Source organism: Caballeronia humi (assembly GCF_001544475.1).
Classification (GTDB): Bacteria; Pseudomonadota; Gammaproteobacteria; order Burkholderiales; family Burkholderiaceae; genus Caballeronia; species Caballeronia humi.
The window spans coordinates 32,267-55,762 of record NZ_FCNW02000039.1 but is presented as its reverse complement, the minus strand read 5'-3'; the positions used below and the strand labels follow the sequence as shown (position 1 = coordinate 55,762).

Below are 23,496 nucleotides of genomic sequence, written 5' to 3'. Positions count from 1 at the left end.
GCAAACGGCTGTCAGTCGGATAGGCAATCGCTTTTTGTTGGACCGTCGTATCGACAATCACGCGCTCGAACTCGGCCGGCCTCACTGCTTTCATTTCCACGGCCGCTGCAATTGTCGTCGCGAGCAACTCCTCGACACCAGCTTCGCCCAGCGCCTGCCGAAAGCGCACGAGGTTGGTCGGATCGCACGGCATGTGCGGTTGAAAATACTCCTCGCCGCAGAAAAACTGGAAATACACGTCTTGTGCCCAGCGCTCACAAACCGATTCGTCACTTTCGTTGTAGGCGTGCTTCAGATAGAGCAGCCCGACCATCAGCCGGATCGACAGGCGCGGACGTCCGGCAGCGCTAAGGCCCGCACCCGCCAGCTTGGGCGCCGTGCCAAAAAGATCAGTCTCCTCGCTCGTCCGGCCTTCGCGAGCACGTCGCTCGAAGATCGGTGTCAAGGTCGCTTCTATCGACCTCCATGGCATCCGGTTGGCCAGTACCGCCAGCGGATGCCGCAAATCGATCATCGCGTCCAGGCGGCTGCGGAAGAAATCCGGTGTGCTCATCGGCGCTTCTCACTCCCAGAAGATAGGCCCATTTCATATTGAAACTGGGAGTTTCGCAACTGCTTATCTGCACCTATCCGCACGCTGCGCTTGGCTTCGCGCGATTCTGCAAGACCGACGAAGTAACCGATTCCGTTCCGAAGCCGCCGCTGTCGATGCCTGAACCACGCAAAAGCCCTCCGCCGGCCACCGATCCGGCTGGCGCGGGTTCAGCGCCAGCCAAAAAGCCGACGGGTTTTTGGGAGAGGATTGGGAAAACGCTACGTAAGGTATAACGGTGCGCTGATTCGCGGAGTTAATTCGTACTCGATGGCAATAAAAGAGGTCGGCGTGAGGGATCACCGTCACGCCGGCCGGCCGTCACAAAAACATCAGCCAATTCAACAAGAAGATATTAATGACGAGCAGCGTCAAAGCCGTAGGCACCTGCACCTTGATCACCGCATTCTTATCCGGCAATTCCAGAAGCGCCGCTGGCACCATATTGAAGTTCGCGGCCATCGGCGTCATGAGCGTCCCGCAATAGCCTGAAAACATCCCGATCGCCACCATCGTCGCCGGATTGCCGTGAAATACGCCGACGAGAATCGGCACACCAACGCCACCGGTCATCACAGGAAACGCGGCAAATCCATTGCCCATCACCATCGTGAAAAGCGCCATCCCGATGCAGTACACAGCCACCGCTACGAGCCGGTAATCGAGATTCACATAAGCCGTCGTGATATGCGCGACCGCCTTCCCAACGCCCGCATCGGAAAACACGAGCCCGAGCATCCCCAGCATCTGCGGCAAGACCGCCGCCCAGGAAAGCGCATCGATCAACCGTCGCGTTTCCTTCATCGACTGCCCGACGGTATCGCGTGTCATCACGCACGCGATCGCGAGGGCGATCACGCAGCCGATGCCGAAGCCGATCAGCGTCACATTCTTCAGCTCGATCAGCGGCGTGCCACCGAACACCAGATACTTCGCGCCGAGCGTCACGATCACGGTGACGACGGGAATCGTCAGCGCGGGGACGAACAGCTTGTTGCCGAGGCGCATCGCGCTCTGGCGGCGCGTCTCGACGGACAGCATCTTCGGCTTCGCGCCGGTCACGCCGCCGAATCCGGCGATCAGCGCCATCGCGATGACCAGCACGCCGACCACCGTCGGCGGCAGGAAATCGCCGATCAGGAAGATGAGCGCATACACGAGCCAGAACGAGCCGGCGGTGAGGCGGCGCGGATGCGATTTGTCGGTGATGATCATCCCGCCGACGACCACCAGCACGATGCCGACGAGATAGAACAGATAATTGATCGTGAGCGTCATGCTTTTTCTCCGGCGACGTTTTTGGTGAGCGCGCCGAGTTCCTTCGCGAGTTGCCGGTCGAGCAGCCACAGCCGGAAGCCGTGGACGATGAACGCGCAGATCGCGGTCGGAATGCCCCAGAACGCGACGTGCAGCGGCTCCACGACGATCCCCGCTTCCTTCAGGAACGTGACCATCAGCACGATCGCGCCGAACGCGACGAAAATGTCCTCGCCGAAGAAGAGGCCGACGTTGTCGGTCGCCGCCGAATACGCGCGCAGTTTGAAGCGGATCTTGTCGGAGAACTTGCCGTAGCGCGCTTCGGTGGCGCCTTCGGCCATCGGCGCGAGGAGCGGACGGACCATCTGCGGATGTCCGCCGAGACCCGTCAGGCCGACTGCCGCCGTCAGTTCACGAATCAGCAGATACACGATCAACAAGCGCCCCGCGGTTGCAGCCTTGATGCCCGAAATCCAGATCTGCGCGCGCTCGCGCAGGCCGTGGCGTTCGAGCAGGCCGATCACGGCGAGCGGCAGCAGAATGATCAGCGGAATATTGCGTGTCTTCATGAAACCCGAACCGATCGCGGCAAGAATGCGATCGAGCGGAAAATGCGCCGCGAAGCCGGTGACGATCGCGGCAGCCGCCACGATCAGCATCGGATTGAAGCGCAGGACGAAGCCCACGATGATGACGGCCACGCCTATCAGCGGCCATAGATTGACTGCGGTTCCCATAAGATCTCCAAACGTCGACGTCATGTTCCCGATGCGTACGGCCGAGCGCGCCGCACCGGTATGCGAAAACGGCTCTATCGGCCGCTGTTTGCTAAAACGCCTCGCGTGTTGCGCGAGGCGTTCAGTGCTCTCTCAAACCCCAATCAGTTGCCGTGCGCCGCGCGCACTTCGATGCCCGCCGCCGTCAGCGCCGAGCGGATTCGACGCGCGAACGCGAGTGCATGTTCGCCGTCGCCGTGCAGGCAAATCGTCTGCGCGTTGAGCGGCACCCACTCGCCGCTCACGGCCTGCACGCGCTGCTCGCGCACCATCGCGAGCGTGCGGTCGAGCACGACGTTTTCGTCGTCGAGCAGCGCGCCCGGTTCCTTGCGCGGCACCAGAGAGCCGTCGGCGCGATAGCCGCGATCGGCGAACACTTCCTCGATCGCGACGATCCCCGAGTTGCGCGCCGCCTCGACGAGCCCGCTGTTCGCGAGCCCAAAAATCATCAGCGACGGATCGAAGTCGTGCACGGCCGAGACGATCGCATCGGCGATTTGGGGATTGCGCGCGGCCTGGTTGTAGAGCGCGCCGTGCGGCTTGACGTGCGCGATGCGCCCGCCTTCCGCCTGCGCGATCGCCGACAGCGCGCCGAGTTGATACAGCACGCCCGCGTAGATTTCGGACGCCGGCAGGTCCATCTCCTTGCGGCCGAAGTTTTCGGGATCGTTGAAGCTCGGATGCGCGCCGATCGACACGCCCTTCGCGACGGCCCAGCGCACGCAGTCGCGCATCGCGGTGGCGCCGCCCGCGTGCCAGCCGCACGCGATGTTGGCCGAGCTGACGAGGTCGAGCAGCGCTTCGTCCGAGCCGCAGCCTTCGCCGAGATCGGCATTGAGATCGATTTCCATGACTGTCGTTCCAGTATCGTGGGTCACTTCGCGCATCGCTCCTCGTGCATGGCGATGGCGGTCTCCACCTGTTTCACGTACATCCGTTCATCGGCGAGCGCGTGACGCGCCTCTTCCACCGATGTCTCAATAAAGCGCACGCCGCTATTCAGCCGCGCTTGCGCGAGCTTCCACAGATCCGCCTTGATCACGGCGCCGATCTTCGGATAGCCGCCGGTCGTCTGCGCGTCGCCCATCAGGACGATCGGCTGGCCGTTCGGCGGCACCTGGATCGTGCCGGGCAGCACCGCGTGCGACAAAAGGTCGATTCTGCTCTTGCGTTCGAGCGGCGTGCCGGCGAGACGAAAGCCCATGCGGTTGCTGTTCGGCGTGATCGTCCATTCCTCGGTCCAGAAATTCGACAGCGCTTCGGCGGTGAAGCTGGCGTATTCCGGGCCGCGCAGCACGCGAACCGGAATCGACCACGCGACGCCCGGCGCGTGCCGTCCGCGCCGCAACGGTTCATCGACGAGCACGAACTTGCACCACGCCGGGGCCTTCACGCCGAACGCGGGCTCGGCCGGCGAAAACGCGATGCCCGGATGCGGCTGCGCCACGCCGACCGGCAGCCGGTCGCCGTCGCGTAGCGCTCGGCCGCCGAGCCCGCCGAAGCAGGCGCCGAGGTCGGTGCTGCGCGAGCCGAGCATCGGCAACACGTCGATGCCGCCCGCCACGCACACATAGCCGCGCATCCCGCGCTTGGCCGCACGCAAGGTCAGTTCCTGTCCCGCCTGCACGGGCAGGCTCCACCACGAATAGACCGGTTCGTCGTCGAGCGTCGCGCCGAAATCGGTGCCGGTGATCGCGACGCGCGTCGCATGCTTGAAGCGCAGCACGGTCGGTCCGAACGTCACTTCGATGCCCGCCGCATCCGGCTTGTTGCCGACGATCCGGTTGCCGATTTCGAGCGACAGCGCATCGAGCGCGCCGCCCGAACTCACGCCGAGATGGCGATAGCCGTGGCGCCCGAGGTCTTGCACGGACGTCAGCACGCCCGCGCGAATCACGTCGATCATGCGCGTACCTCCAGCGCGGTGAAGCGCACGCGGTCGCCGGGCTGCATGAGCGTCGGCGGGTTGCGGGTGGGATCGAAGAGTTTGAGATCGGTGCGCCCGAGCAACTGCCAGCCGCCAGGCGACGCCGCCGGATAAATCCCCGTCTGCGCCCCGCCGATCCCGACCGATCCGGCCGGCACTTCGAGGCGCGGTTCGGCGCGGCGCGGCATGTGAAGCGATGTGTCGAGGCCGCCCATGTACGCGAATCCCGGCTGGAAGCCGAGGAAGAACACGACGTACTCGGCCTGCGTGTGCCGCTTCACGACTTCACCGACCGACAAGCCGACGTGCTTGGCGAGCGTCGCGAGATCGGGGCCGTCCGCGCCGCCGTAGCGCACGGGGATCTCGATTTCGGCCGATCCGGCGTCGGTATCGGCGACGGTGTCCCAGCCGTCGTCGAGCTGCTGCGCGAGGCTTTCGTAGTCGGCGGCGAGCGGATCGAAGACGATCGTCAGATTGTTCATGCCCGGCACGACCTCGACGACGTGCGGCCACAGCCGCGCGCTGTCGGCGAGCGCCCACATGCGGCGCTGGCAGTCGAGCGTGGCGGGCGGCGACGCTTCGCACACGAGAGCGGTGTCGCCGAGCGGATGGATTCGGGGTCTGGTCATGCCGTCTTTTCAGGTTAGCGCGACGCCCGGAAAACCGCACGTCGCCGTCGCAGAGAGTACATTATCAATAATTTATCAACAAATTATCTATCAGAGTTTGCTCGAATCGCCCCGAATCGTCGTGCGATAAGGTCGATACGCTACACTCGAACGCACAGATAACCGGCCGAAAACCATGTCGCGACATCCCACCAAGATCGTTTCCTCCGAGCATCTCGTCTCCGAATCGAGCGCCGAACTCTCCGAACTCGAGTACGGGCTCATCATGGCCAGCAATGCGTTCAATCGCTGGATGGTGCGCTGCATGTCGGCGGCGGGCGCGAAGGACATGACGGCGGTCGAGGTGTCGCTCCTGCATCACGTGAGCCATCGCGACCGCAAGAAAAAGCTCGCCGACATTTGCTTCGTACTGAACATCGAGGACACGCACGTTGCTACGTATGCACTGAAAAAACTGGTGGCGCGCGGCTACGTCAAGAGCGAAAAGACGGGCAAGGAAGTGTTCTTCTCCGCGACGCCCGCCGGACGGGACCTCTGTGGCAAGTATCGCGAAGTGCGCGAAAGCTGTCTGATTACGACACTGCGTGAAAGCGGCCTGACGAACGAACAGATCGGCGAAGCGGCGCAATTGATGCGCAATGCGTCGGGGCTTTACGACACCGCGGCGCGCGCGGCGGCATCGCTTTGATGCGCCGACCGCTTCGCGTCATTTGCTTCAATAAATAGCAGATTCCGTGACGATCGCGTCGAGCGGCACGTCGTGGGCCTCGTGCGGCAGCGCGTCGCACTTGCCCGATTCATACGCGACGCCTATCTTCACCGGCTTTTTCTCCGACGGCCACGCGGCGAGTGTGCGATCGAAATACCCGCCGCCGTATCCCAGCCGATAGCGCTCCTTGTCGAACCCGACACACGGTATCAAAAGCAGGTCCGGCACGACCGCCTTTTCTTCGAGTGGCACCGGAATGCGATAGCGGCCCGCCTTCATCGGCGCATGCTCGCGCCATGCGTGAAAGATCATCGCCGCGTGACGCTCCACGACCACCGGCAAAGCCACCTGGCGCGACGCATCGAGCTTGAGCCACACGGCGAGCGCATCGCGTGCATCGAACTCCCCGGCGACCGGCCAGTAGAAGCCGATGCACGTCGCCGGATGCTGCGCGATCGCGGCCATCACACGGCGCGCGAGCGCTTCGTTTCGCGCGGCGTGATCGGCTTCTTCGCGTTGCGCTTCGCGGGTCGCGAGGAGCGTCGCGCGCAGCGCGCTTTTCGGTTCTGGAGAAGGGTTGCGTGCTATGCTTTCGACCAATTCGCGCTCCTGAAATAACGATGTCAAAACGCCTCAATCGAGTATATCGCGCGGTCGCTCCGGCACTCGCGGCAGCGGCGCTCGTCGCTTGCAGCACAGCCTCCGCGGTGCGTCCCGACGCCGACTACATCCCCTCATCCGACGACCGCATCTTCATGCAGTTGCGCGAAGCCGCGCGCACGAACGATGCAGGCAAAGCCGCGCTGCTCGCCTCGCAGATTCCGGAATATCCGGCGCCTGGCTATATCGAGTACTTCACGATCAAGCCGCAGCTTTTCGACTCGCAAGGCCACGCCCGCGTCGATGCGCCCGACGAGCCCGTGCTCTCGTTCCTGCAGCGCTACGACGGTCAGGCGATTGCCGACCGCATGCGCAACGACTACCTCGTCGTGCTCGGCGGCCGTCACGACTGGCGCAACTTCGAGCAGCAGTATTCCCGCTTCGTGCTCAATGACGACACGCAGGTGAAATGCTACGCGCTCGGAGCGCGCGCGGCGCGCGGCGAGAACGTCGCGGATGCGGCGCGCGCGCTGCTCGTCGATCCGAAATGGTACGGCGACGGTTGCGTCGATCTGATCGGCGCGCTGGCTCGCACGCAGCAATTCTCAAGCGACGACGTCTGGCAGCAGATTCGTCTTGCGTACGAGCAGAACTATACGGGCACGGGCGCGAAGATCGTCGATGCGCTCGGACAGGAACGTCCGGACCCGACGCTCTTCGACAACGCGACGAGCACGCCGCCGCTCTACCTCGCGCGCGGCGTGATGCCGAACACACCGGCGCATCAACTGACGCTGCTCGCGATCACGCGCATGGCGCGCAACGATCCTGCGATGGCGGCTGCCACGTTCAGCTCGGTCGCGCCGAGCCTGACCGCGCCCGAGCGCGCGATCGGCTGGGGCACGATCGGTTATCAGGCGGCGCTGAAGCGCATGCCTGCCGCAGCGGACTGGTATCGGCTGTCGGTAAATGCGCCGTTATCGGTTCCCGCTTACGAATGGCGCACGCGGGCTGCATTGCTCGCGGGCGACTGGAACATGGTGCGCTGGTCGGTCGAGCAGATGCCGCCGTCGCTGCGCAACCAGCCGGCGTGGGTCTACTGGCACGCGCGCGCGCTCAAGCAAGCAGGCGACGGCGCCACGGCCGCGCAGGAATTCCAGTCGATCGCGGACCGCTTCGACTTCTATGGACAGCTCGCCTCGGAAGAACTCGGCCAGAAGATCACGATCCCGCCGCGCACGACCGTGAGCGACGCCGAAATCGCGCAGATGCAGTCGGTGCCGGGCTTCGCGCTGTCGCAGCGTTTCTACGCGCTGAACCTGCGTCTCGAAGGCAACCGCGAATGGAACTGGCCGCTGCGTTCGATGACCGATCGTCAGTTGCTCGCCGCTGCACAGTACGCGCGCCGCATCGAACTGTTCGACCGCACGGTGAACACCGCCGACAAGACGAAGACCGAGCACGATTTCTCCTTGCGCTATTTGTCGCCGTTCCGGGAGATTGTCGAGCGCGATGCGCAGAACACCGGGCTCGACGTCGAATGGGCGTACGGCCTGATTCGGCAGGAATCGCGCTTCATCATCAATGCGCGTTCGGAAGTCGGCGCGGGCGGACTGATGCAACTGATGCCTGGCACGGCGCAACTCGTCGCGAAGAAGATCGGCATGGGGCCGGTGTCGCGCGCGCAGATGAACGACATCAACACGAACATCCTGCTCGGAACCAACTATTTGTCGATGATCTACAATCAATTCGACAATTCCCCCGTGCTCGCGACGGCAGGCTACAACGCCGGGCCGGGACGTCCGAACAAGTGGCGCGGCGATCTGACCGGGCCGGTGGAAGGCGCGGTTTTTGCTGAGACCATTCCGTTCACCGAGACCCGCGACTACGTGAAGAACGTGTTGTCGAACACCGTCTATTACGCGGCGCTGTTCGAAGGCCGTCCGCAATCGCTCAAGGCGCGCCTCGGCTACATCGCGCCGTAAGCCTTCACGCTTTTTACGCCTTTCAGGCAAGGCCGCGCGTTCGACACCACGCGCGGCCCCGCAGCAAGACCCGCGAGCCGTCGCCACCAGCAGAGGCGAATATGCGACATCAGAAAGTAGCGCTGATCGGCGGTTCGGGTTTCATCGGCAGTCATCTCGTCAACGCGCTCGTCGAAGTCGGCAAGGACGTGCGCGTCGCCACGCGGCGGCGCGCGAACGCCGCGCATCTCACCCTGCTCCCCATCGATGTGATCGAAGCCGACGTCCACGATCCGGCGCAACTCGCCGCGTTCGTCGCCGAGGCCGATGCGGTGATCAACCTCGTCGGCATCCTGCAGGGGCGGCGCGGCGATCCGTACGGTCCCGAGTTCGCGAAGGCGCACGTCGAACTGCCGCGCAAGATCGTCGCGGCGTGTGAGTCGAAGGGCGTGGGGCGTCTTTTGCACATGAGCGCGATCGGCGCCGATTCGAACGGCCCGAGCATGTACCTGCGCTCGCGCGGCGACGGCGAGAAGGTGATCCGTGATTCGTCGCTCGCCACGACGATTTTTCGCAGTTCCGTAGTCTTCGGTCCCGAGGACAATCTGCTGAACCAGTTCGCGTTTCTGGAGCGCGTGTTCCCGGTGATCCCGCTCGCGTGCGCGGACGCGCAGTTTCAGCCGGTGTTCGTCGGCGACGTGGCCAAGGCGATCGTCAACGTGCTCGATCTGGATGCCGCGAGCGGGCGCGTGTTCGAACTCGCCGGGCCGCAGGTCTACACGCTCGCGGAACTCGTGCGTTTCAGCGGCGCGACGATCGGCAAGCACGCGAAGATCATCAAATTGCCTGAGAGCCTCGGCCGCGTGCAGGCGATGACGCTCGAACTCGCGCCCGGCGAACCGATGATGTCGCGCGATAATCTCGATTCGATGAAGACGCCGAGCGTCGCGAGCGGACCGCTTGCGCCGGAGCTCGGCATCGACGAGCCGGCGAGCATCGAAGCGATCGCGCCGATGTATCTCACGGGGCAATCCCCACGCTCGCGCTTCAACGCATTTCGCGCGACGGCGCACCGTTAGCCCACTTTTTTTGCGCGTGTTTATGAAACTCGTTATCGGTGACAAGAACGTCTCTTCCTGGTCGATGCGGCCGTGGCTGGTGCTCAGGCACTTTGCAATTCCCTTCGACGAAACGCTGATCCGCCTCGGGCGACCCGAGTCGAAGGCGCAGATCCTGGAGCATGCGCCGTCGGGCAAGGTGCCGTGCCTCGTCACCGATTCCGGCGACGCAATCTGGGAATCGCTCGCGATCATGGAGACGCTCGCCGAGCAGCATCCGGAACACGCGATGTGGCCGCGCGACGCCGCCGCCCGCGCGCGGGCGCGCAGCATCAGCGCGGAGATGCACGCCGGTTTCGCCGATTTGCGCCGCGACATGACGATGACCATTCAAACGCACGCGCCGGGTACCGGACGCACGCCGGAAGCGCTCTCGGACATCGCGCGGATCGAGGCGATCTGGCGCGATTGCCTGAGCATGTACGGCGGGCCATTCCTGTTCGGCGAGTTCGGTATCGCGGACGCGATGTACGCTCCTGTCGTGATGCGCTTCAATACCTACGCGCCCGAACTGAGCGACGTGTCGCGCGGTTACGTCGAGTGCGTGACGAAGGTGCCGGCGGTCGCCGCGTGGATCAGGGACGCGGGCGACGAACGATGAATATCTACGCCGTCGGCGGCGCGATCCGCGATGAACTGCTCGGCGTGCCCGTCGTGGACCGCGATTACGTCGTCGTCGGCGCGACGCCCGAGCAGATGGCGGCGCAGGGGTATCGGCCGGTCGGCAAGGATTTTCCGGTGTTTCTGCATCCCGTGACGCAAGAGGAATACGCGCTTGCGCGCACCGAGCGCAAGACGGCGGCGGGCTATCACGGCTTCCAGTTCTACTATTCGCCCGACGTCACGCTGGAAGAAGACCTGGCGCGCCGTGATTTGACTATCAACGCGATGGCGCGCGAAGTCAGCCCCGACGGTACGCTGACCGGCCCGGTGATCGATCCGTTCGACGGCCGCGCCGATCTGGAGAAGAAGCTGTTCCGCCACGTCGGCAATGCGTTCATCGAAGATCCGGTGCGCGTTCTGCGGGTCGCGCGCTTCGCGGCGCGGTTCACGGATTTCACTGTCGCCGGCGAGACGCGCGCGCTGATGAAAAAGATGGTCGCGGCGGGCGAAGTCGATGCGCTCGTGCCCGAACGCGTGTGGCAGGAAGTGTCGCGTGGATTGATGGAGCGCACGCCGTCGCGGGTGTTCGCCGTGCTGCGCGACTGTGGCGCGCTAGAACGCATCCTGCCGGAAGTCGATGCGCTCTGGGGCGTGCCGCAGCGCGCCGACTATCACCCCGAAGTCGATACCGGCGTACACGTGATGATGGTGCTCGACTACGCGGCATCGCAGAACTTCGCGCTGACCGTGCGCTTCGCCGCGCTGACGCACGATCTCGGCAAGGCGACCACGCCCGACGATGTCCTGCCGCGCCACATCGGCCACGAGGGGCGCAGTGTCGATTTGCTGCGGCCGCTGTGCGAGCGGCTGCGCGTGCCGAACGAGTGCCGTGACCTGGCGCTGCTCGTTGCGCGGGAGCACGGGAATATTCATCGCGTGATGGAGATGGGGCCGGCGGCGCTCGTGCGCCTGTTCGAACGATGCGACGCGCTGCGCAAGCCGGCACGGTTCGCGGAGGCGCTGCAGGCGTGCGTCGCGGATGCGCGCGGACGGCTCGGGTTGTCGCAGCAGCCGTATCCGCAGGCGGAGCGGTTGCGCGAGGCGCTGGTGGCGGCGCGCGCGGTGGATGCGGGCGCGGTGGCGCAGCAGTACGCGAAGGAGCCGGCGAGGATCAAGGACGCGGTGCATCATGCGCGCGTCGAGGCGGTGAAGGCGGCGCTGGAAGAAGCGGGACCGGTGTGATTCAACGCACGGCGTTGAGAATCAAAGCAGCCGCGCAATGAACGACAACAGCATTGACAGAATCAACGTCGACATGAACGGAAACGGGTATTCGCGCCCGAACAGCCGCAGCGTGAAATCCCCCGGCAGCCGCCCGATGCCGAGCTTGCGCAGCCAGGGCCAGCAAGCCGACAGAATCGACAGCGCGACGAACGTGGTGAGCAGCCAGCGGATCATGACGGCGAGCCTATAACTTCACAGCGTGTGCGATCGGTCGCCGGTGGCGAACGCAGAGAGCGTGTCTTCGATGCCGCGCGAAAACGCGATCACCTTGAACAACTCGCCCATCTCCGCCTCCGACAACAACTTCTGAACCGCGTTCGCCGCGGGCAGGAAGCGCTTGACGTCGACGGGATCGATGTCGGAGAGCACGTCGGTGATGCCCGCGTTCATCAGAAACCGCGCCTGCGATGTGAATCCGAGCAAATCCGCGCCTGTCTCGACGCCCGCTTCCGCGATCCCCGTGAATTCGACATGCGCCGTGATGTCCTGCAAGCCCGGATACAGAAACGGATCGCCGTGCGCCCGATGCCGGTAGTGACACATCAGCGTGCCGGTCGCGCGTTGCGCGTGATAGAACTCGTGCCGCGGAAAACCGTAATCGATGAAAAACGCCGCGCCGCGCGTGAGCATCGTGCAGACCGTCTTCGTGAACGCGAGCGCGGCTTCGTGCGTTTCCGTCACGTATTCGACGAACGGTTCGTCGTTGGCCGCATCGATGGCGGCGTCGATCGTGGCGACGAGCGGGTCGCCCGAAAGCGGATGGTCGTCGAAGGCGAAGCGGCCGTTCAGTTCCACCACGCCGCGCTCGTGCCACGCGCCGAGCTTGCGCACGACGAGCCGCACCGGCATCGCGTCGAGCACTTCGTTGCCGATCACCACGCCCGCGAACGCCGGCGGCAGTGCGTCGAGCCATTTCACCTTGGCGGCGAGTTCGGGCGCGTCGGCTTCGATCGTCGCGCGCTGGCGCTCGCGCAGTTCGCCGGACAGATCGACGATCGAATAGCTGTCGAACGGGACGTCCAGGTCGCGCAACGCCTTGAGCAACCCCGCCGCGAGCTTGCCCGTGCCCGCGCCGAATTCCATCACGTCGCGCGTGCCGCTCGCTTCGAGCGCCTGCGCGACGGGCCGCGCGAGCGTCGCGGCAAAGAGCGGCGAAAGTTCCGGCGCCGTCACGAAATCGCTGCCGTCTTCCGCCCGGCGCCCGAATTTCATCGCGCCGCCGCTGTAGTAGCCGAGGCCGGGCGCGTAAAGCGCCAGTTCCATGTAGCGGTCGAAGGGCAGCCAGCCGCCCGCGTCGGCGATTTTGTCGCGAATCAGCGTCGTGAGCGCCTCGGACTGCGCCAGCGCGTCCGCGCCGGGAGCAGGTAAACTGTCGGATTGTCGAGCATTCGGATTCATCCCGATATTGTAAATGAGCGCTTCTCCTTCAGTTTTAACCCCCGGCCGGCCGCGCGTCGTGCTCGTCACCGGCGCGGCGAAGCGCATCGGGCGGGGCGTCGCGCTCGGTTTCGCGTCGCGCGGCTGGGACGTCGCCGTGCATTACGGCGAATCGGAGCGGGCAGCGCACGAAACCGTCGCTGAGATCGCCGCGCTCGGGCGCCGCGCCGTCGCGCTGCGGGCGGATCTGGGCGTCGAAACGCAGGTGGCGCGGCTCGTGCCGGCGTGCATCGAGGCGCTCGGCGGCCTGAATTGCGTGGTGAACTGCGCGTCGCGTTTCGACGAGGACACCGCGCAAGATTTTCGCTACGCGAAATTGCTGGAGATGACCGCGATCAATCTGGCCGCGCCGCTGACGTTGGCTCGCGCGCTCCACGAAACGGTGCCGGATGCCGCGATCGACGACGAAACGCAACGCGGCGTCGTGATCAACGTGCTCGACCAGAAGCTGTACAACATGAATCCGGACTACCTTTCGTACACGCTGACGAAGGCGGCGCTCGAGAACGCGACCGTCGCGCTCGCGCAGGCGCTTGCGCCGAAACTGCGCGTCGTGGGCCTGGCGCCCGGCTTGACGATGGTGTCCGCGAACCAGACGCCCGCGGATTTCGAGATCGCGCATCGCGTGACGCCGCTCGGCCGCGCATCGCGTGTCGTGGACATCGCGGAGGCCGCGTGCTACTTGGCGACCGCGCACGGCGTGACGGGTACAACGCTTGTCGTCGATGGCGGCCAGCATCTGGTGCCGAGTCCGCGCGACGTGATGTTCATGGTCGGCGACAAGCGCTCGACGTAAGCGAAAAACACGCAACACCTACTGGAAAAGACCATGCTTGCCGCACTTTCGCATCCCCGGCTCGCCGACTGCCGGCGGCTCTTTCTGCGCAACTACGAAGTGCGCATCAACATCGGCGTGCATGACTTCGAGAAGCAGGGCGAGCAGCGCGTCGTGATCAACGTCGAGCTGTTCGTGCCGCTCGCGTTGTCGACGCCTGTCGAGGACAAACTGCGCGAAGTGGTCGATTATGACTTCATGCGCTCGACCATCGCGCAGCGTGTCGAGCGCGGGCACATCCATTTGCAGGAAACGCTTTGCGACGACGTCGCCGCCGCGCTGCTTGCGCATCCGCAAGTGCGGGCGGTGGTCGTATCGACGGAAAAGCCGGACGTTTATCCCGACTGCGACGCCGTGGGCGTCGAGGTCTTTCGCATCAAAGAGGAACAAGCATGAACACGCCCGCTCAGGCTGAAGCTCACATGCAAGTACCCGAGCGCGCCGCGCTCACGCGCCGCGAGCAGAAGGAAGCCTACGAGAACAACAAGCTCTTCAAGCGGCTCGCGCGCCAGGTCGGCCAGGCGATCGGCGATTTCAACATGATCGAGCACGGCGACAAAGTGATGGTGTGCCTGTCCGGCGGCAAGGACAGCTACGCGATGCTCGACATCCTGATGCGCCTGCGCGAGCGCGCGCCGATCGATTTCGAGATCGTCGCGGTCAATCTCGACCAGAAGCAGCCGGGTTTTCCGGAGCACGTTCTGCCCGGCTATCTGGCCAAGCTCGACATCCCGTTTCACATCGAAAATCAGGACACGTACAGCATCGTCAAGCGGCTCGTGCCTGAGGGCAAGACCACCTGTTCGCTGTGCTCGCGGCTGCGTCGCGGGATTCTGTATCGCGTGGCGGGCGAACTGGGCGCGACGAAGATCGCGCTCGGCCATCATCGCGACGACATCCTGCAAACGCTGCTGCTCAACATGTTCTACGGCGGAAAGCTGAAGGGCATGCCGCCGAAGCTGCAATCCGACGATGGCAAGAACGTCGTGATCCGGCCGCTCGCCTACGTGAAGGAAACCGATCTGGAGAAGTACGCCGAGCTGCGCGAATTCCCGATCATTCCGTGCAACCTGTGCGGCAGTCAGCCGAACCTGAAGCGCGCGGAAATGAAGGCGCTGATCCGCGACTGGGACAAGCGTTTTCCGGGCCGCGCGGAGAATATGTTCAACGCGCTCGGCAACGTGGTGCCGTCGCATTTGATGGATCACCAGCTTTTTCCGTTCGCTGGACTACGTGCGACGGGCGAAGCCGATCCTCAGGGCGATATCGCGTTCGACGAAGAACCGTGTGCGAGCGAACCGTCAGGCGCGCCCAAGACGGTTTCAATCGTGCCGTTCGATGATCTTTGATGCAATCTCCAGCAGCATGCGGCTTGATGTGTCCTGCTGGTCTTTCCAATTCTTATAAATACGTGATGCGATGAACATTGTGATTCTGGCGGCGGGCATGGGAAAACGCATGAATTCCGCCCTGCCGAAAGTGCTCCATCCGCTGGCTGGCAGGCCGCTCCTGTCGCACGTCATCGAGACCGCGCGTTCGCTCCAGCCGACGCGGCTCGTCGTCGTGATCGGGCACGGTGCCGAGAAAGTACGCGAAGCCGTTGCCGCGCCCGACGTGCAGTTCGCCGTGCAGGAGCAGCAACTCGGCACCGGCCACGCCGTGCAGCAGGCGCTGCCGCTGGTCGATCCATCGGTGCCGACGCTGGTGCTTTACGGCGACGTGCCGCTAACGCGTGCCAGCACACTGAAACGACTCGTCGATGCCGCCGAGAATGGCCGCTACGGCGTGCTCACGGTCACCCTCGACAATCCCACCGGCTACGGACGCATCGTGCGCGATGCGAACGGCGCGGTGCAGAAGATCGTCGAGCAGAAGGACGCGAGCGCCGACGAACGCAAGATCGCCGAGATCAACACGGGCATCATCACCACGCCGACGGAGCAACTGTCGAGTTGGCTCGCCTCGCTTCGGAACGACAACGCGCAGGGCGAGTTCTACCTGACGGACGTGGTCGAGCGCGCGCTTGAAGCCGGCGTCGAAATCGTCACCGCGCAGCCCGACGAAGAGTGGGAAACGCTCGGCGTGAACAGCAAACAGCAGTTGGCCGAACTCGAACGCGTGCATCAGCGCAACGTGGCGAACGATCTGCTCGTCGCGGGCGTGACGCTGCTGGACCCGGCGCGCATCGACGTGCGCGGTACGCTGGAATGCGGCCGCGATGTGTCGATCGACGTGAACTGTGTGTTCGAAGGGCGCGTGACGCTCGCGGACAACGTGACGGTCGGTCCGAACTGCGTGATCCGCGACGCGGTGATCGGCGCGGGCACACGCATCGATGCGTTCACGCATATCGAAGGCGGCACGACCGGCGCGAACGTCGTGCTCGGGCCGTATGCGCGGCTGCGTCCGGGCGCGAAGCTCGGCGACGAAGCGCACGTTGGCAACTTCGTCGAAGTGAAGAACGCGGTGCTCGGGCACGGCTCGAAGGCGAATCACCTGTCGTATGTCGGCGATTCCGATGTCGGCGCGCGCGTGAACATCGGCGCGGGCACGATCACCTGCAATTACGACGGCGCGAACAAGCATCGCACCGTGATCGAAGACGACGTGTTCGTCGGCTCCGATACGCAACTCGTGGCGCCGGTGCACATTGGGCGCGGCACGACGATCGCGGCAGGCACGACGGTATGGAAGGACGTCGGCGAAGGCGAACTCGTGATGAACGGGAAGACCCAGGTGAGCCGCCGAGACTACGTGCGGCCGACCAAGAAGAAGGCCTGAGCTTTCACGAATATCGATTGATCGCAGCAGCAGCGGCACCCACAGCGTGCGTTGCAAACAAACTTAGAGAAGGACGAGAAACCATGTGTGGAATTGTCGGCGCGGTCGCGCAGCGCAACATCGTATCGGTGCTGGTCGAAGGACTGCGCCGGCTTGAATATCGTGGTTACGACTCGTGCGGCGTCGCCGTCATGAGCAACGGCGCGCCGAAGCGTGCGCGCAGTGTCTCGCGCGTATCCGATCTCGACGCCCAGGTGCGCGACACGCGTCTCGACGGCGTGACGGGCATCGCCCATACGCGCTGGGCGACGCACGGCGCGCCCGTCACGGACAACGCGCACCCGATCTTTTCGCGCGATGCGCTGGCGCTCGTGCACAACGGCATCATCGAGAACTACGAGTCGCTGCGTGAAATGCTGCGCGGCAAGGGCTACGAGTTTGTCTCGCAGACCGATACCGAAGTCATCGCGCACCTGATCCACAGCATGTATCGCGGCGACCTGTTCCAGACCGTGCGCGAGGCCGTCAAGCAACTCCACGGCGCGTATGCGATCGCCGTGATGCACAAGGACCAGCCGCATACGGTGGTGGGCGCGCGTCAGGGTTCGCCGCTCGTCGTCGGCGTGGGTAACGGTGAGAACTTCCTCGCATCGGACGCACTCGCGCTCGCCGGCAGCACGGATCACTTCGCGTTCCTCGAAGAGGGTGACGTGGTGGAGATCACGCTCGACGGCGTGAAGATCGTCGATCGCGAAGGCGTGCCCGCGGTGCGCGAAGTGCGCGTGGTCGCGGCTTACGGCGGCGCGGTGGAACTCGGGCCGTATCGCCACTTCATGCAGAAGGAAATCTTCGAGCAGCCGCGCGCGATCACCGACACGATCCCGCAAGCCGATCATTTCGATGCATCGATCTTCGGCGAGAACGCGAAGCAGGCGTTCGACGGTATCGACAACTTGCTGATCCTCGCGTGCGGCACGAGCTACTACTCGGGGCTGACGGCGAAGTACTGGCTCGAATCGATCGCGAAGATTCCTACGCAGGTCGAGATCGCGAGCGAGTATCGGTATCGCGAATCGGTGCCGGATCCGAAGGCGCTCGTCGTGGTGATCTCGCAATCGGGTGAGACTGCGGATACGCTTGCTGCGTTGAAGCATGCGCAATCGCTCGGGCACAAGCACACGCTGGCCGTGTGCAACGTCGGGACGAGCGCGATGGTACGGCTGACGGAGCTGTCGTTCCTGACGCATGCGGGGACGGAGATCGGCGTTGCATCGACGAAGGCGTTCACGACACAACTCGTCGGGCTGTTCGTGCTGGCCGTGACGCTCGGCAAGATGCGCGGGTTCGTCGATGCGAAGCAGGAAACGGCGTATCTCACGCAGTTGCGGCACTTGCCGGCGGCGCTGAACAGCGTGCTCGCGCTGGAACCGCAGATCATCGCGTGGGCCGAGGAGTTCGCGCGCAAGGAGAATGCGCTGTTCCTCGGGCGCGGACTGCACTATCCGATCGCGCTCGAAGGTGCGTTGAAGCTCAAGGAGATTTCGTACATCCACGCGGAGGCTTACCCAGCGGGTGAGTTGAAGCACGGACCTCTGGCGCTCGTGACCGAAGCGATGCCGGTCGTGACAGTGGCGCCGAACGACACGCTGCTCGAAAAGCTGAAGTCGAACATGCAGGAAGTGCGGGCGCGTGGCGGCGAGCTTTATGTTTTCGCCGATGCGGATACGCGCATCGTCAGCGAAGATGGGATTCACGTGATCCGGATGCCGGAACACTACGGACCGCTCTCGCCGATCCTGCACGTCGTGCCGCTTCAGTTGCTGGCTTATCACACTGCGTGTGCGCGTGGGACGGATGTGGACAAGCCGCGGAATCTCGCGAAGTCGGTTACGGTGGAGTGAGGCCTTTTCACCGTCCGTGAGACTACAAACGAAAGCGATCATGCCGGCGTTCCGCCGGCATGATCGCTTTGGCGTCTACCCCACGATTGTTTCACCTTCCGGCACACACACGCCGCCTGGGTGCCGCATGTAGCACTATCGCAATCCACTCCCTCGCAACACTGCCGTCGCACTAGAATCAGAGCAATGCGACTACGCGACACCCCGCGCTGAAGCGCAATCCGCAGCCCGTCCCCGATCGACCGCGTTTCCCAACCGAGGCCCGGAAGATGACACCTTGCTTCGCACGAATTCGCCCGCACCGCAAGCGACGATGCTTCATCGCGCGGCTGGCGAACGCCCTCGTCATCGCGATCCCGCTCACGCTCAGCGCATCGGCCTACAGCACGCACTTGCCGCCCGAGCGCTGGCGCGTCCTCATCATGCAGGGCGGCGATCCCTACCTGCCCTCAGCCGTCGCGCAGGATCGCGGCATTCGCGACGTCTTCTCGCGTGCCACCGATGCCTCCACGGAGTTCATCACCGAGCCGCTTCACACGCTCGAATCCAGCAGTCCGGTGCCGGATGCTGTGGTCACGCAGTATCTGAACAACAAGTTCGCGAGCCGGAAGCCCGACATCATCATCGCGTTGCGCCAGCCGGCGCTCGAATTCCTCGAGCGCAACGCGGACACGCTCTGGCCCGATGTCCCGATCGTCTTCTGCGGCATTCCGGACGATTATTTCGGCACGCGCACGCTGTCGGCGCGCGTGTCGGGCGTGCGCATCGCGTTCGATGTCGCCGGCACGCTCGATCTGGCCCGGCGCTTCCAGCCGAACGCCGACCGCATCGCGTTGATCGCGGGTACGTCGTCGTACGATCAGGCGTGGCGCGGGCGCGTGGAGAGTGTGGTGTCGAACCGCTTCAAGGACCTGCCGATGATCTGGATCTCCGACGCCCCGATCGAAGACATGCTGGAGCGCGTCGCCCAGTTGCCGCCGCAGACGATCATCCTGTACTCAAGCGTGTTCCGCGATGCGCGCGGCCGGACTTTCATCCCCCGCGATCTCATCTCGCTTTTCTCGGAGCGCGCGCATTCGCCAATCTACAGCTTCTTCGATACGTATCTCGGCGCGGGGATCATCGGCGGATCGATTTCGAGCTGGGCGGAGCAGGGGACGCTCGCCGGACAAATGGCGTTGCGCATTCTTCGCCAGCCGAGCGCGCGTTCGCCGGTCATCATGCCGGCGCCACCCTCGACGGTTTCCGTCGACGTGCGGGAAATGGAACGCTGGAAAATCGATGCGAGTCTCGTTCCGGCGGAGACGCGGTTTCTGCATCGACCGGATTCGCTGCTGGAGAGGTATCGGGTGGAGATATGCGTGGTGATTCTGGTGCTGATCGCGCAGGCGAGTGTGATCGGAGCGCTGATGCTGGAGCGGCTGCGTGTGAGGCGCGCGGAGCGGATGGCGGCGCGGTGAGAAGCGCGGTCGCCGAAAAGCACTATAGTAAGAACCTACCTGCCCTCGAAAAGGTGACGAGCATGAAACTGCGAACAATCCTCACCGTCGCGACGGCCTTCGCGACCATCGCCTGTTTGCCGCCGGCCCACGCCCAACTCGGCGATCTCCTGAAAAACAACGGTGGCGCGACAGGCGCGGCGGGTGGATTAGGCGGCCTCGGCAGTTCGCTGTCGGGCCAGTCGCTCAGTTCCGGCAGCCTCGGCAATGTCACCGGCATCATCGAATACTGCATCAAGAACAACTACCTGAGCGGCAGCGGCGCATCGTCGGTGAAAGATTCGCTGATGGGCAAGCTGGGCGGATCGTCGTCGTCGGACAGCGGCTACACGGACGGCGCCAAAGGCATCCTCAGCAGCAGCAGCGGGCAGAAAGTCGACTTGAGTGGCGGCGGACTGAAAGAGCAGGTCACGAAGCAGGTCTGCGACAAGATTCTCGCGCAAGGCAAATCGATGTTGTGAACTGAAAGGCGCTAAAACGCGTCTATTTCCGCCCGACGAGATACACGACACCGAAAGGCCCATAGCGTTCCGAGTGCGACTCGTCGGAAGCCAGATGAAAGACATCGCCCACCTGAAACCGCCGCTCCGTCTCGCGTGCGCGAATCGTCAATTCGCCTTCGACGATCAACGCCTTCGCCTCGAACGGATGCGTATGCGTATCGAGTGACTGGCCCGCCTCGCGCGTGACCGTCACGATTTCCTGAAATCCTTCGCTCGCCAGTTCGGCGAGAAATTCATCGCGTGTCATGGGTTCTTACAAAGAAAGAGGAGAATCCGCCTGAGGACAAAGCCTCGACGGGATTCTCCCCATTGCACACGTCACTGGCCAAAAAAGATATCGCATTGCGTGCCGCGCACGCACGGCTTCGATGTCATGCCGCCCGCCACGCTGCGGGTAGCCGGCGCGCCGCCATACGAACTGTCGGCCGGCTGGGCGGGCGCGTTCGCGTCCTGTTGCATGCCGGGTTGCGCCATCTGCTGGCCGGTCGTGTCGGCGCCCTGCATCGGCGGCTGGGCGGTGCGATACGTTTCCTGCGCGGTTGCAAGGCTTCCGACAGCTACCAGGGAAGCGACGAGCGTCGTCAATACCAAACGGGCTTTCATAGCGACTCCTTTCATCAAGCGCTGATCACAGGGGTCCCGCACTGGCGATCGGCGGGCTCGGTTCTCCGCTTGCAAGGCGCGTGCCGCGAGAAAGGGGCAGATTCGCGTTGAACGGAGACGCGTCGGTCATCGGCCGGTCACACCGGCGTGCCGAACTAGTTGGACTGTTACCGCGAAAATTGCAGAGCGGTGCGCCGGTGAGATGCCGGCTTATAGGGACGCAAGGTCCGGGTATCAAGCTACACAAGGTCAGTAAAGCCGCACTGCATTTTGGTTATAGCGTGCCGATGCACGAATTGACAGCACAATCGCACCGCGCGTCGCGATGCGCGCCGAGTCTGGCTTGCAGATGACATTTCCGCCATTCGACATCGATCCCGGAGCGCGCGACGACATCGGCCGGGGTAACACTAAAATGGTGAATGACCGCCTTCGAACACGGCGCAAACCGCGAGGAAACATCATGACCGTCACGATTTACCACAACCCGCAGTGCGGCACGTCGCGCAACACGCTTGCGCTGATCCGCAACGCCGGCATCGAGCCGCGGGTCGTTGAATACCTGGTCGCGCCGCCGGACCGCGCCACGCTCACCAGCCTCTTCGCCCGCGCGGGCATGTCGGTGCGCGACGCGCTGCGCGAAAAGGGCACGCCGTACGCCGAACTGGGCCTCGGCGACCCCGCCCTCACCGACGATCAGCTCATCGACGCCATGCTGGCTCATCCGATCCTCATCAACCGTCCCTTCGTCGAGACGCCGCTCGGCGTGCGGCTGTGCCGTCCGTCCGAACTCGTGATCGATATCCTGCCGTCGCCGCAGCAGGGGCCGTTTGCGAAGGAAGACGGCGAAGTCGTCATCGATGAAAAGGGCCAGCGCGTGCGCTGAAGTCCCGCGCGACGGCCGTTACGACGCGTTACCTTTATGGCTTCGCTGTAGCACTTGTATCGGATATCGCACTCTAGACTGCGTTCCGTGGTCACTGACATTGCACTCGGTGCAAGGAGAAGCGATATGAACAAGAAGATGATCGGGGCGGCTTTGGGACTGGCGGTGCTGGTGGCGTCGACGGCGGCATCGGCGCATGTGGATCTCGCGGTCGGGATCGGCGTGCCGGCCTATTACGCGGCGCCGCAGCCGGTGTATGTCGCGCCGCCGCCGGTAGCAGTGGCATACGGCGGCTACGGCGATTACGACGGCTGGCGCGAACGCGAATGGCGCGAGCGTCGCGAATGGCGTCGCGAACGCCACTGGCGCCATGAAGAGCGCCGCGAGGAACGCTGGCATGATCGGCATGGCTGGTAAGGATTGAACGAACGGCGACGAGACTATAGAGTTCGTCGCCGTTCGCGCTTTGAGGGCCCTTGACGACGCTTCGAGCAAGACGCTGCTACGATCCTGACTTGATTCCAAGCCGGACACGCGCATGCCTTCATCTCCCGGGTCCCGTCCAACGCCGCTATGTCACGGCGCCGCGCGATCAGCGTGCTTGACGCCCTTTGCCCTCGCCGCTTTCCTTCTTATCTCCGCCTCCGAAACACTCCACGCGCAGGAACTGTCGCTGATGGGGGGCGTATCGCGCGGTATCGGCGAGCACACGTATTCCTGGGCGGGGTCCTACGAGGAAGGTCTGGGCGAATATTTCGCCGCCAGTTTCACCTGGCTCAACGAAGGCCACGTCGCCAATCATCATCGCGACGGCAATCTGATCCAGGGCTGGGCGCGCCTGCCGCTCGCGAACCGGCGCTTCGTGCTCTCGGCGGGCGTCGGCCCATATCGTTATTTCGATACCTCGACCGATTCTGACGGCGGCAGTTATTCCGACCTGCACGGGTGGGGCGTCGTGTACAGCGTGCGCGCGCAGTACTACATGGCGAACCGCTGGATCGCGCAATTGCAGCTGAACCGCGTGCAGGTGCAGCGCGGGCCGAATACGTCGGCGGCAATGCTCGGCGTGGCCTATCAGCTCGACGCCCCCGATACCCCCGGCCCGCGCGATTGGGCCCCCGACCGCACGACCCGCGTCACGACCAACGAAGTCACCGCCTTCCTCGGTCAGACGATTGTCAACAGCACGGGGTCGGAAACATCGCTTGCCACCGCGCTCGACTATCGCCGCGGCCTCATGAAATACATGGACGTCACGGTCGGCTATCTGCACGAAGGCAACAGCGATCTCGTGCGCCGCGACGGTCTCACGACCCAACTCTGGGCGACGCGCGCCTTCTTCAGCGATCGCTTTACGCTCGGCGTCGGCGCGGGCGTCTACATTGCGCTGAACCAGCGGTCGAACACCGACGTCACCGGCGACAACGACACCGACGACCGCTTCGCCGGCATCGTCTCGATGTCGGCGGCGTACCGTTTCGGCGAGCACTGGACGACGCGCGTCACATGGAACCGCATCGTCACGCGCTACAACCGCGACACCGACGTGATTCTCGCGGGCGTCGGCTACCGGTTCTGACGACCTTCGA

General features: G+C 64.1%; 26 protein-coding genes. 15 read left to right on the top strand and 11 right to left on the bottom strand.

Annotated elements, in window-relative coordinates:
- The 6 genes from AWB65_RS25985 to pxpB all read right to left on the bottom strand — a co-directional run.
- Positions 1-553, bottom strand: a 553-nt coding sequence (locus tag AWB65_RS25985) for a transposase (protein WP_143281812.1), incomplete at its 3' end; no start/stop codon positions are given.
- Positions 554-913: 360 nt separating this feature from the next.
- Positions 914-1,870, bottom strand: a complete 957-nt coding sequence (locus tag AWB65_RS25980; protein ID WP_087669893.1) for a DUF979 domain-containing protein — start codon at positions 1,868-1,870, stop codon at positions 914-916.
- Complete coding sequence (locus AWB65_RS25975) at positions 1,867-2,586, bottom strand: DUF969 domain-containing protein (protein WP_025527920.1); 720 nt, start codon at positions 2,584-2,586, stop codon at positions 1,867-1,869. Before AWB65_RS25975 ends, AWB65_RS25980 begins: the two co-directional genes overlap by 4 nt.
- Positions 2,587-2,729: 143 nt before the next feature.
- Positions 2,730-3,476 (bottom strand): 5-oxoprolinase subunit PxpA, encoded by a 747-nt coding sequence (pxpA, locus tag AWB65_RS25970; RefSeq protein WP_087669892.1) that lies wholly within the window; start codon positions 3,474-3,476, stop codon positions 2,730-2,732.
- A gap of 23 nt (positions 3,477-3,499) precedes the next feature.
- Complete coding sequence (locus tag AWB65_RS25965) at positions 3,500-4,531, bottom strand: 5-oxoprolinase subunit C family protein (protein WP_087669891.1); 1,032 nt, start codon at positions 4,529-4,531, stop codon at positions 3,500-3,502.
- A complete protein-coding gene (pxpB, locus tag AWB65_RS25960; RefSeq protein WP_087669890.1) occupies positions 4,528-5,181 on the bottom strand; it encodes a 5-oxoprolinase subunit PxpB in 654 nt (217 codons plus the stop codon). Before pxpB ends, AWB65_RS25965 begins: the two co-directional genes overlap by 4 nt.
- A 175-nt stretch (positions 5,182-5,356) precedes the next feature.
- Here pxpB and AWB65_RS25955 point away from each other — a divergent pair, with 175 nt between their 5' ends.
- A complete protein-coding gene (locus tag AWB65_RS25955) occupies positions 5,357-5,869 on the top strand; it encodes a winged helix DNA-binding protein (RefSeq protein ID WP_087669889.1) in 513 nt (170 codons plus the stop codon).
- Positions 5,870-5,896: 27 nt separating this feature from the next.
- Here AWB65_RS25955 and AWB65_RS25950 read toward each other — a convergent pair whose 3' ends face one another.
- Entirely contained in the window at positions 5,897-6,490 is a 594-nt protein-coding gene (locus AWB65_RS25950) for a 5-formyltetrahydrofolate cyclo-ligase (RefSeq protein WP_087669888.1), read from the bottom strand.
- Between the two features lie 20 nt (positions 6,491-6,510).
- Between AWB65_RS25950 and AWB65_RS25945 the strand changes: the two genes are divergently transcribed.
- The 4 genes from AWB65_RS25945 (at position 6,511) to AWB65_RS25930 (ending at position 11,420) form a co-directional block, all read left to right on the top strand.
- Positions 6,511-8,478: a lytic transglycosylase domain-containing protein gene (locus AWB65_RS25945; protein WP_087669887.1), complete on the top strand. Its 1,968-nt coding sequence runs from the start codon at positions 6,511-6,513 to the stop codon at positions 8,476-8,478.
- A 101-nt stretch (positions 8,479-8,579) separates the two neighbouring features.
- The gene (locus AWB65_RS25940; protein WP_087669886.1) at positions 8,580-9,536 is read left to right on the top strand and encodes a complex I NDUFA9 subunit family protein; all 957 of its coding nucleotides are present in this window, start codon (positions 8,580-8,582) and stop codon (positions 9,534-9,536) included.
- Positions 9,537-9,558: 22 nt separating this feature from the next.
- Positions 9,559-10,176: a glutathione S-transferase family protein gene (locus tag AWB65_RS25935; protein WP_087669885.1), complete on the top strand. Its 618-nt coding sequence runs from the start codon at positions 9,559-9,561 to the stop codon at positions 10,174-10,176.
- Positions 10,173-11,420 carry a multifunctional CCA addition/repair protein gene (locus tag AWB65_RS25930; protein WP_087669884.1) on the top strand — a complete coding sequence of 416 codons (1,248 nt, stop codon included), beginning with the start codon at positions 10,173-10,175 and terminating at the stop codon, positions 11,418-11,420. Before AWB65_RS25935 ends, AWB65_RS25930 begins: the two co-directional genes overlap by 4 nt.
- Before the next feature lie 21 nt (positions 11,421-11,441).
- On the opposite strand, the gene AWB65_RS25925 is transcribed toward AWB65_RS25930, so the two are convergent.
- Together AWB65_RS25925 and AWB65_RS25920 are read right to left on the bottom strand one after the other, a co-directional pair.
- Complete coding sequence (locus AWB65_RS25925; RefSeq protein ID WP_087669883.1) at positions 11,442-11,636, bottom strand: DUF2905 domain-containing protein; 195 nt, start codon at positions 11,634-11,636, stop codon at positions 11,442-11,444.
- A gap of 18 nt (positions 11,637-11,654) precedes the next feature.
- Positions 11,655-12,860 carry a class I SAM-dependent methyltransferase gene (locus AWB65_RS25920; protein ID WP_087669882.1) on the bottom strand — a complete coding sequence of 402 codons (1,206 nt, stop codon included), beginning with the start codon at positions 12,858-12,860 and terminating at the stop codon, positions 11,655-11,657.
- A gap of 13 nt (positions 12,861-12,873) precedes the next feature.
- Here AWB65_RS25920 and AWB65_RS25915 point away from each other — a divergent pair, with 13 nt between their 5' ends.
- The 7 genes from AWB65_RS25915 to AWB65_RS25885 all read left to right on the top strand — a co-directional run bounded on the left by AWB65_RS25915 (position 12,874) and on the right by AWB65_RS25885 (position 20,376).
- A complete protein-coding gene (locus tag AWB65_RS25915; protein ID WP_087669881.1) occupies positions 12,874-13,695 on the top strand; it encodes an SDR family oxidoreductase in 822 nt (273 codons plus the stop codon).
- Positions 13,696-13,728: 33 nt separating this feature from the next.
- The gene (locus AWB65_RS25910; RefSeq protein WP_087669880.1) at positions 13,729-14,130 is read left to right on the top strand and encodes a dihydroneopterin aldolase; all 402 of its coding nucleotides are present in this window, start codon (positions 13,729-13,731) and stop codon (positions 14,128-14,130) included.
- On the top strand, positions 14,127-15,083 hold the full coding sequence (gene ttcA, locus AWB65_RS25905) for a tRNA 2-thiocytidine(32) synthetase TtcA (protein ID WP_087669879.1): 957 nt from the start codon (positions 14,127-14,129) through the stop codon (positions 15,081-15,083). The genes AWB65_RS25910 and ttcA overlap by 4 nt, the downstream gene beginning before the upstream one ends.
- A 70-nt stretch (positions 15,084-15,153) precedes the next feature.
- On the top strand, positions 15,154-16,515 hold the full coding sequence (gene glmU, locus AWB65_RS25900) for a bifunctional UDP-N-acetylglucosamine diphosphorylase/glucosamine-1-phosphate N-acetyltransferase GlmU (RefSeq protein WP_087669878.1): 1,362 nt from the start codon (positions 15,154-15,156) through the stop codon (positions 16,513-16,515).
- An 83-nt stretch (positions 16,516-16,598) separates the two neighbouring features.
- Entirely contained in the window at positions 16,599-18,416 is a 1,818-nt protein-coding gene (glmS, locus tag AWB65_RS25895; RefSeq protein ID WP_087669877.1) for a glutamine--fructose-6-phosphate transaminase (isomerizing), read from the top strand.
- A 269-nt stretch (positions 18,417-18,685) separates the two neighbouring features.
- A complete protein-coding gene (locus AWB65_RS25890; RefSeq protein WP_087669876.1) occupies positions 18,686-19,876 on the top strand; it encodes an ABC transporter substrate-binding protein in 1,191 nt (396 codons plus the stop codon).
- A 62-nt stretch (positions 19,877-19,938) separates the two neighbouring features.
- Positions 19,939-20,376, top strand: coding sequence for a DUF2501 domain-containing protein (locus AWB65_RS25885; RefSeq protein WP_087669895.1), 438 nt, complete (start codon positions 19,939-19,941; stop codon positions 20,374-20,376).
- A gap of 22 nt (positions 20,377-20,398) precedes the next feature.
- Here AWB65_RS25885 and AWB65_RS25880 read toward each other — a convergent pair whose 3' ends face one another.
- Both AWB65_RS25880 and AWB65_RS25875 read right to left on the bottom strand, forming a co-directional pair.
- A complete protein-coding gene (locus AWB65_RS25880) occupies positions 20,399-20,665 on the bottom strand; it encodes a cupin domain-containing protein (RefSeq protein WP_087669875.1) in 267 nt (88 codons plus the stop codon).
- Between the two features lie 71 nt (positions 20,666-20,736).
- On the bottom strand, positions 20,737-21,021 hold the full coding sequence (locus AWB65_RS25875; protein WP_087669874.1) for a hypothetical protein: 285 nt from the start codon (positions 21,019-21,021) through the stop codon (positions 20,737-20,739).
- A gap of 463 nt (positions 21,022-21,484) precedes the next feature.
- Here AWB65_RS25875 and arsC point away from each other — a divergent pair, with 463 nt between their 5' ends.
- The 3 genes from arsC to AWB65_RS25860 all read left to right on the top strand — a co-directional run bounded on the left by arsC (position 21,485) and on the right by AWB65_RS25860 (position 23,486).
- A complete protein-coding gene (gene arsC / locus AWB65_RS25870) occupies positions 21,485-21,907 on the top strand; it encodes an arsenate reductase (glutaredoxin) (RefSeq protein ID WP_087669873.1) in 423 nt (140 codons plus the stop codon).
- A 126-nt stretch (positions 21,908-22,033) separates the two neighbouring features.
- Positions 22,034-22,324 carry a hypothetical protein gene (locus AWB65_RS25865; protein WP_087669872.1) on the top strand — a complete coding sequence of 97 codons (291 nt, stop codon included), beginning with the start codon at positions 22,034-22,036 and terminating at the stop codon, positions 22,322-22,324.
- A gap of 121 nt (positions 22,325-22,445) precedes the next feature.
- The gene (locus AWB65_RS25860) at positions 22,446-23,486 is read left to right on the top strand and encodes a putative outer membrane beta-barrel protein (protein ID WP_087669871.1); all 1,041 of its coding nucleotides are present in this window, start codon (positions 22,446-22,448) and stop codon (positions 23,484-23,486) included.
- The last annotated feature ends 10 nt before the right edge of the window (positions 23,487-23,496 follow it).

Excerpts from the sequence above, each read along its gene's own strand:
- AWB65_RS25925 (WP_087669883.1), bottom strand. The coding sequence starts at position 11,636 with ATGATCCGCTGGCTGCTCACCACGTTCGTCGCGCTGTCGATTCTGTCG.
- AWB65_RS25860 (WP_087669871.1), top strand. The coding sequence starts at position 22,446 with ATGCCTTCATCTCCCGGGTCCCGTCCAACGCCGCTATGTCACGGCGCC.
- AWB65_RS25890 (WP_087669876.1), top strand. The coding sequence starts at position 18,686 with ATGACACCTTGCTTCGCACGAATTCGCCCGCACCGCAAGCGACGATGC.
- AWB65_RS25910 (WP_087669880.1), top strand. The coding sequence starts at position 13,729 with ATGCTTGCCGCACTTTCGCATCCCCGGCTCGCCGACTGCCGGCGGCTC.
- pxpA (WP_087669892.1), bottom strand. The coding sequence starts at position 3,476 with ATGGAAATCGATCTCAATGCCGATCTCGGCGAAGGCTGCGGCTCGGAC.
- arsC (WP_087669873.1), top strand. The coding sequence starts at position 21,485 with ATGACCGTCACGATTTACCACAACCCGCAGTGCGGCACGTCGCGCAAC.
- AWB65_RS25935 (WP_087669885.1), top strand. The coding sequence starts at position 9,559 with ATGAAACTCGTTATCGGTGACAAGAACGTCTCTTCCTGGTCGATGCGG.
- AWB65_RS25875 (WP_087669874.1), bottom strand. The coding sequence starts at position 21,021 with ATGAAAGCCCGTTTGGTATTGACGACGCTCGTCGCTTCCCTGGTAGCT.
- AWB65_RS25975 (WP_025527920.1), bottom strand. The coding sequence starts at position 2,586 with ATGGGAACCGCAGTCAATCTATGGCCGCTGATAGGCGTGGCCGTCATC.
- AWB65_RS25930 (WP_087669884.1), top strand. The coding sequence starts at position 10,173 with ATGAATATCTACGCCGTCGGCGGCGCGATCCGCGATGAACTGCTCGGC.
- AWB65_RS25980 (WP_087669893.1), bottom strand. The coding sequence starts at position 1,870 with ATGACGCTCACGATCAATTATCTGTTCTATCTCGTCGGCATCGTGCTG.
- AWB65_RS25920 (WP_087669882.1), bottom strand. The coding sequence starts at position 12,860 with ATGAATCCGAATGCTCGACAATCCGACAGTTTACCTGCTCCCGGCGCG.
- AWB65_RS25945 (WP_087669887.1), top strand. The coding sequence starts at position 6,511 with ATGTCAAAACGCCTCAATCGAGTATATCGCGCGGTCGCTCCGGCACTC.
- AWB65_RS25940 (WP_087669886.1), top strand. The coding sequence starts at position 8,580 with ATGCGACATCAGAAAGTAGCGCTGATCGGCGGTTCGGGTTTCATCGGC.
- ttcA (WP_087669879.1), top strand. The coding sequence starts at position 14,127 with ATGAACACGCCCGCTCAGGCTGAAGCTCACATGCAAGTACCCGAGCGC.
- AWB65_RS25865 (WP_087669872.1), top strand. The coding sequence starts at position 22,034 with ATGAACAAGAAGATGATCGGGGCGGCTTTGGGACTGGCGGTGCTGGTG.
- glmU (WP_087669878.1), top strand. The coding sequence starts at position 15,154 with ATGAACATTGTGATTCTGGCGGCGGGCATGGGAAAACGCATGAATTCC.
- AWB65_RS25880 (WP_087669875.1), bottom strand. The coding sequence starts at position 20,665 with ATGACACGCGATGAATTTCTCGCCGAACTGGCGAGCGAAGGATTTCAG.
- AWB65_RS25915 (WP_087669881.1), top strand. The coding sequence starts at position 12,874 with ATGAGCGCTTCTCCTTCAGTTTTAACCCCCGGCCGGCCGCGCGTCGTG.
- AWB65_RS25885 (WP_087669895.1), top strand. The coding sequence starts at position 19,939 with ATGAAACTGCGAACAATCCTCACCGTCGCGACGGCCTTCGCGACCATC.
- AWB65_RS25955 (WP_087669889.1), top strand. The coding sequence starts at position 5,357 with ATGTCGCGACATCCCACCAAGATCGTTTCCTCCGAGCATCTCGTCTCC.
- AWB65_RS25965 (WP_087669891.1), bottom strand. The coding sequence starts at position 4,531 with ATGATCGACGTGATTCGCGCGGGCGTGCTGACGTCCGTGCAAGACCTC.
- glmS (WP_087669877.1), top strand. The coding sequence starts at position 16,599 with ATGTGTGGAATTGTCGGCGCGGTCGCGCAGCGCAACATCGTATCGGTG.
- pxpB (WP_087669890.1), bottom strand. The coding sequence starts at position 5,181 with ATGACCAGACCCCGAATCCATCCGCTCGGCGACACCGCTCTCGTGTGC.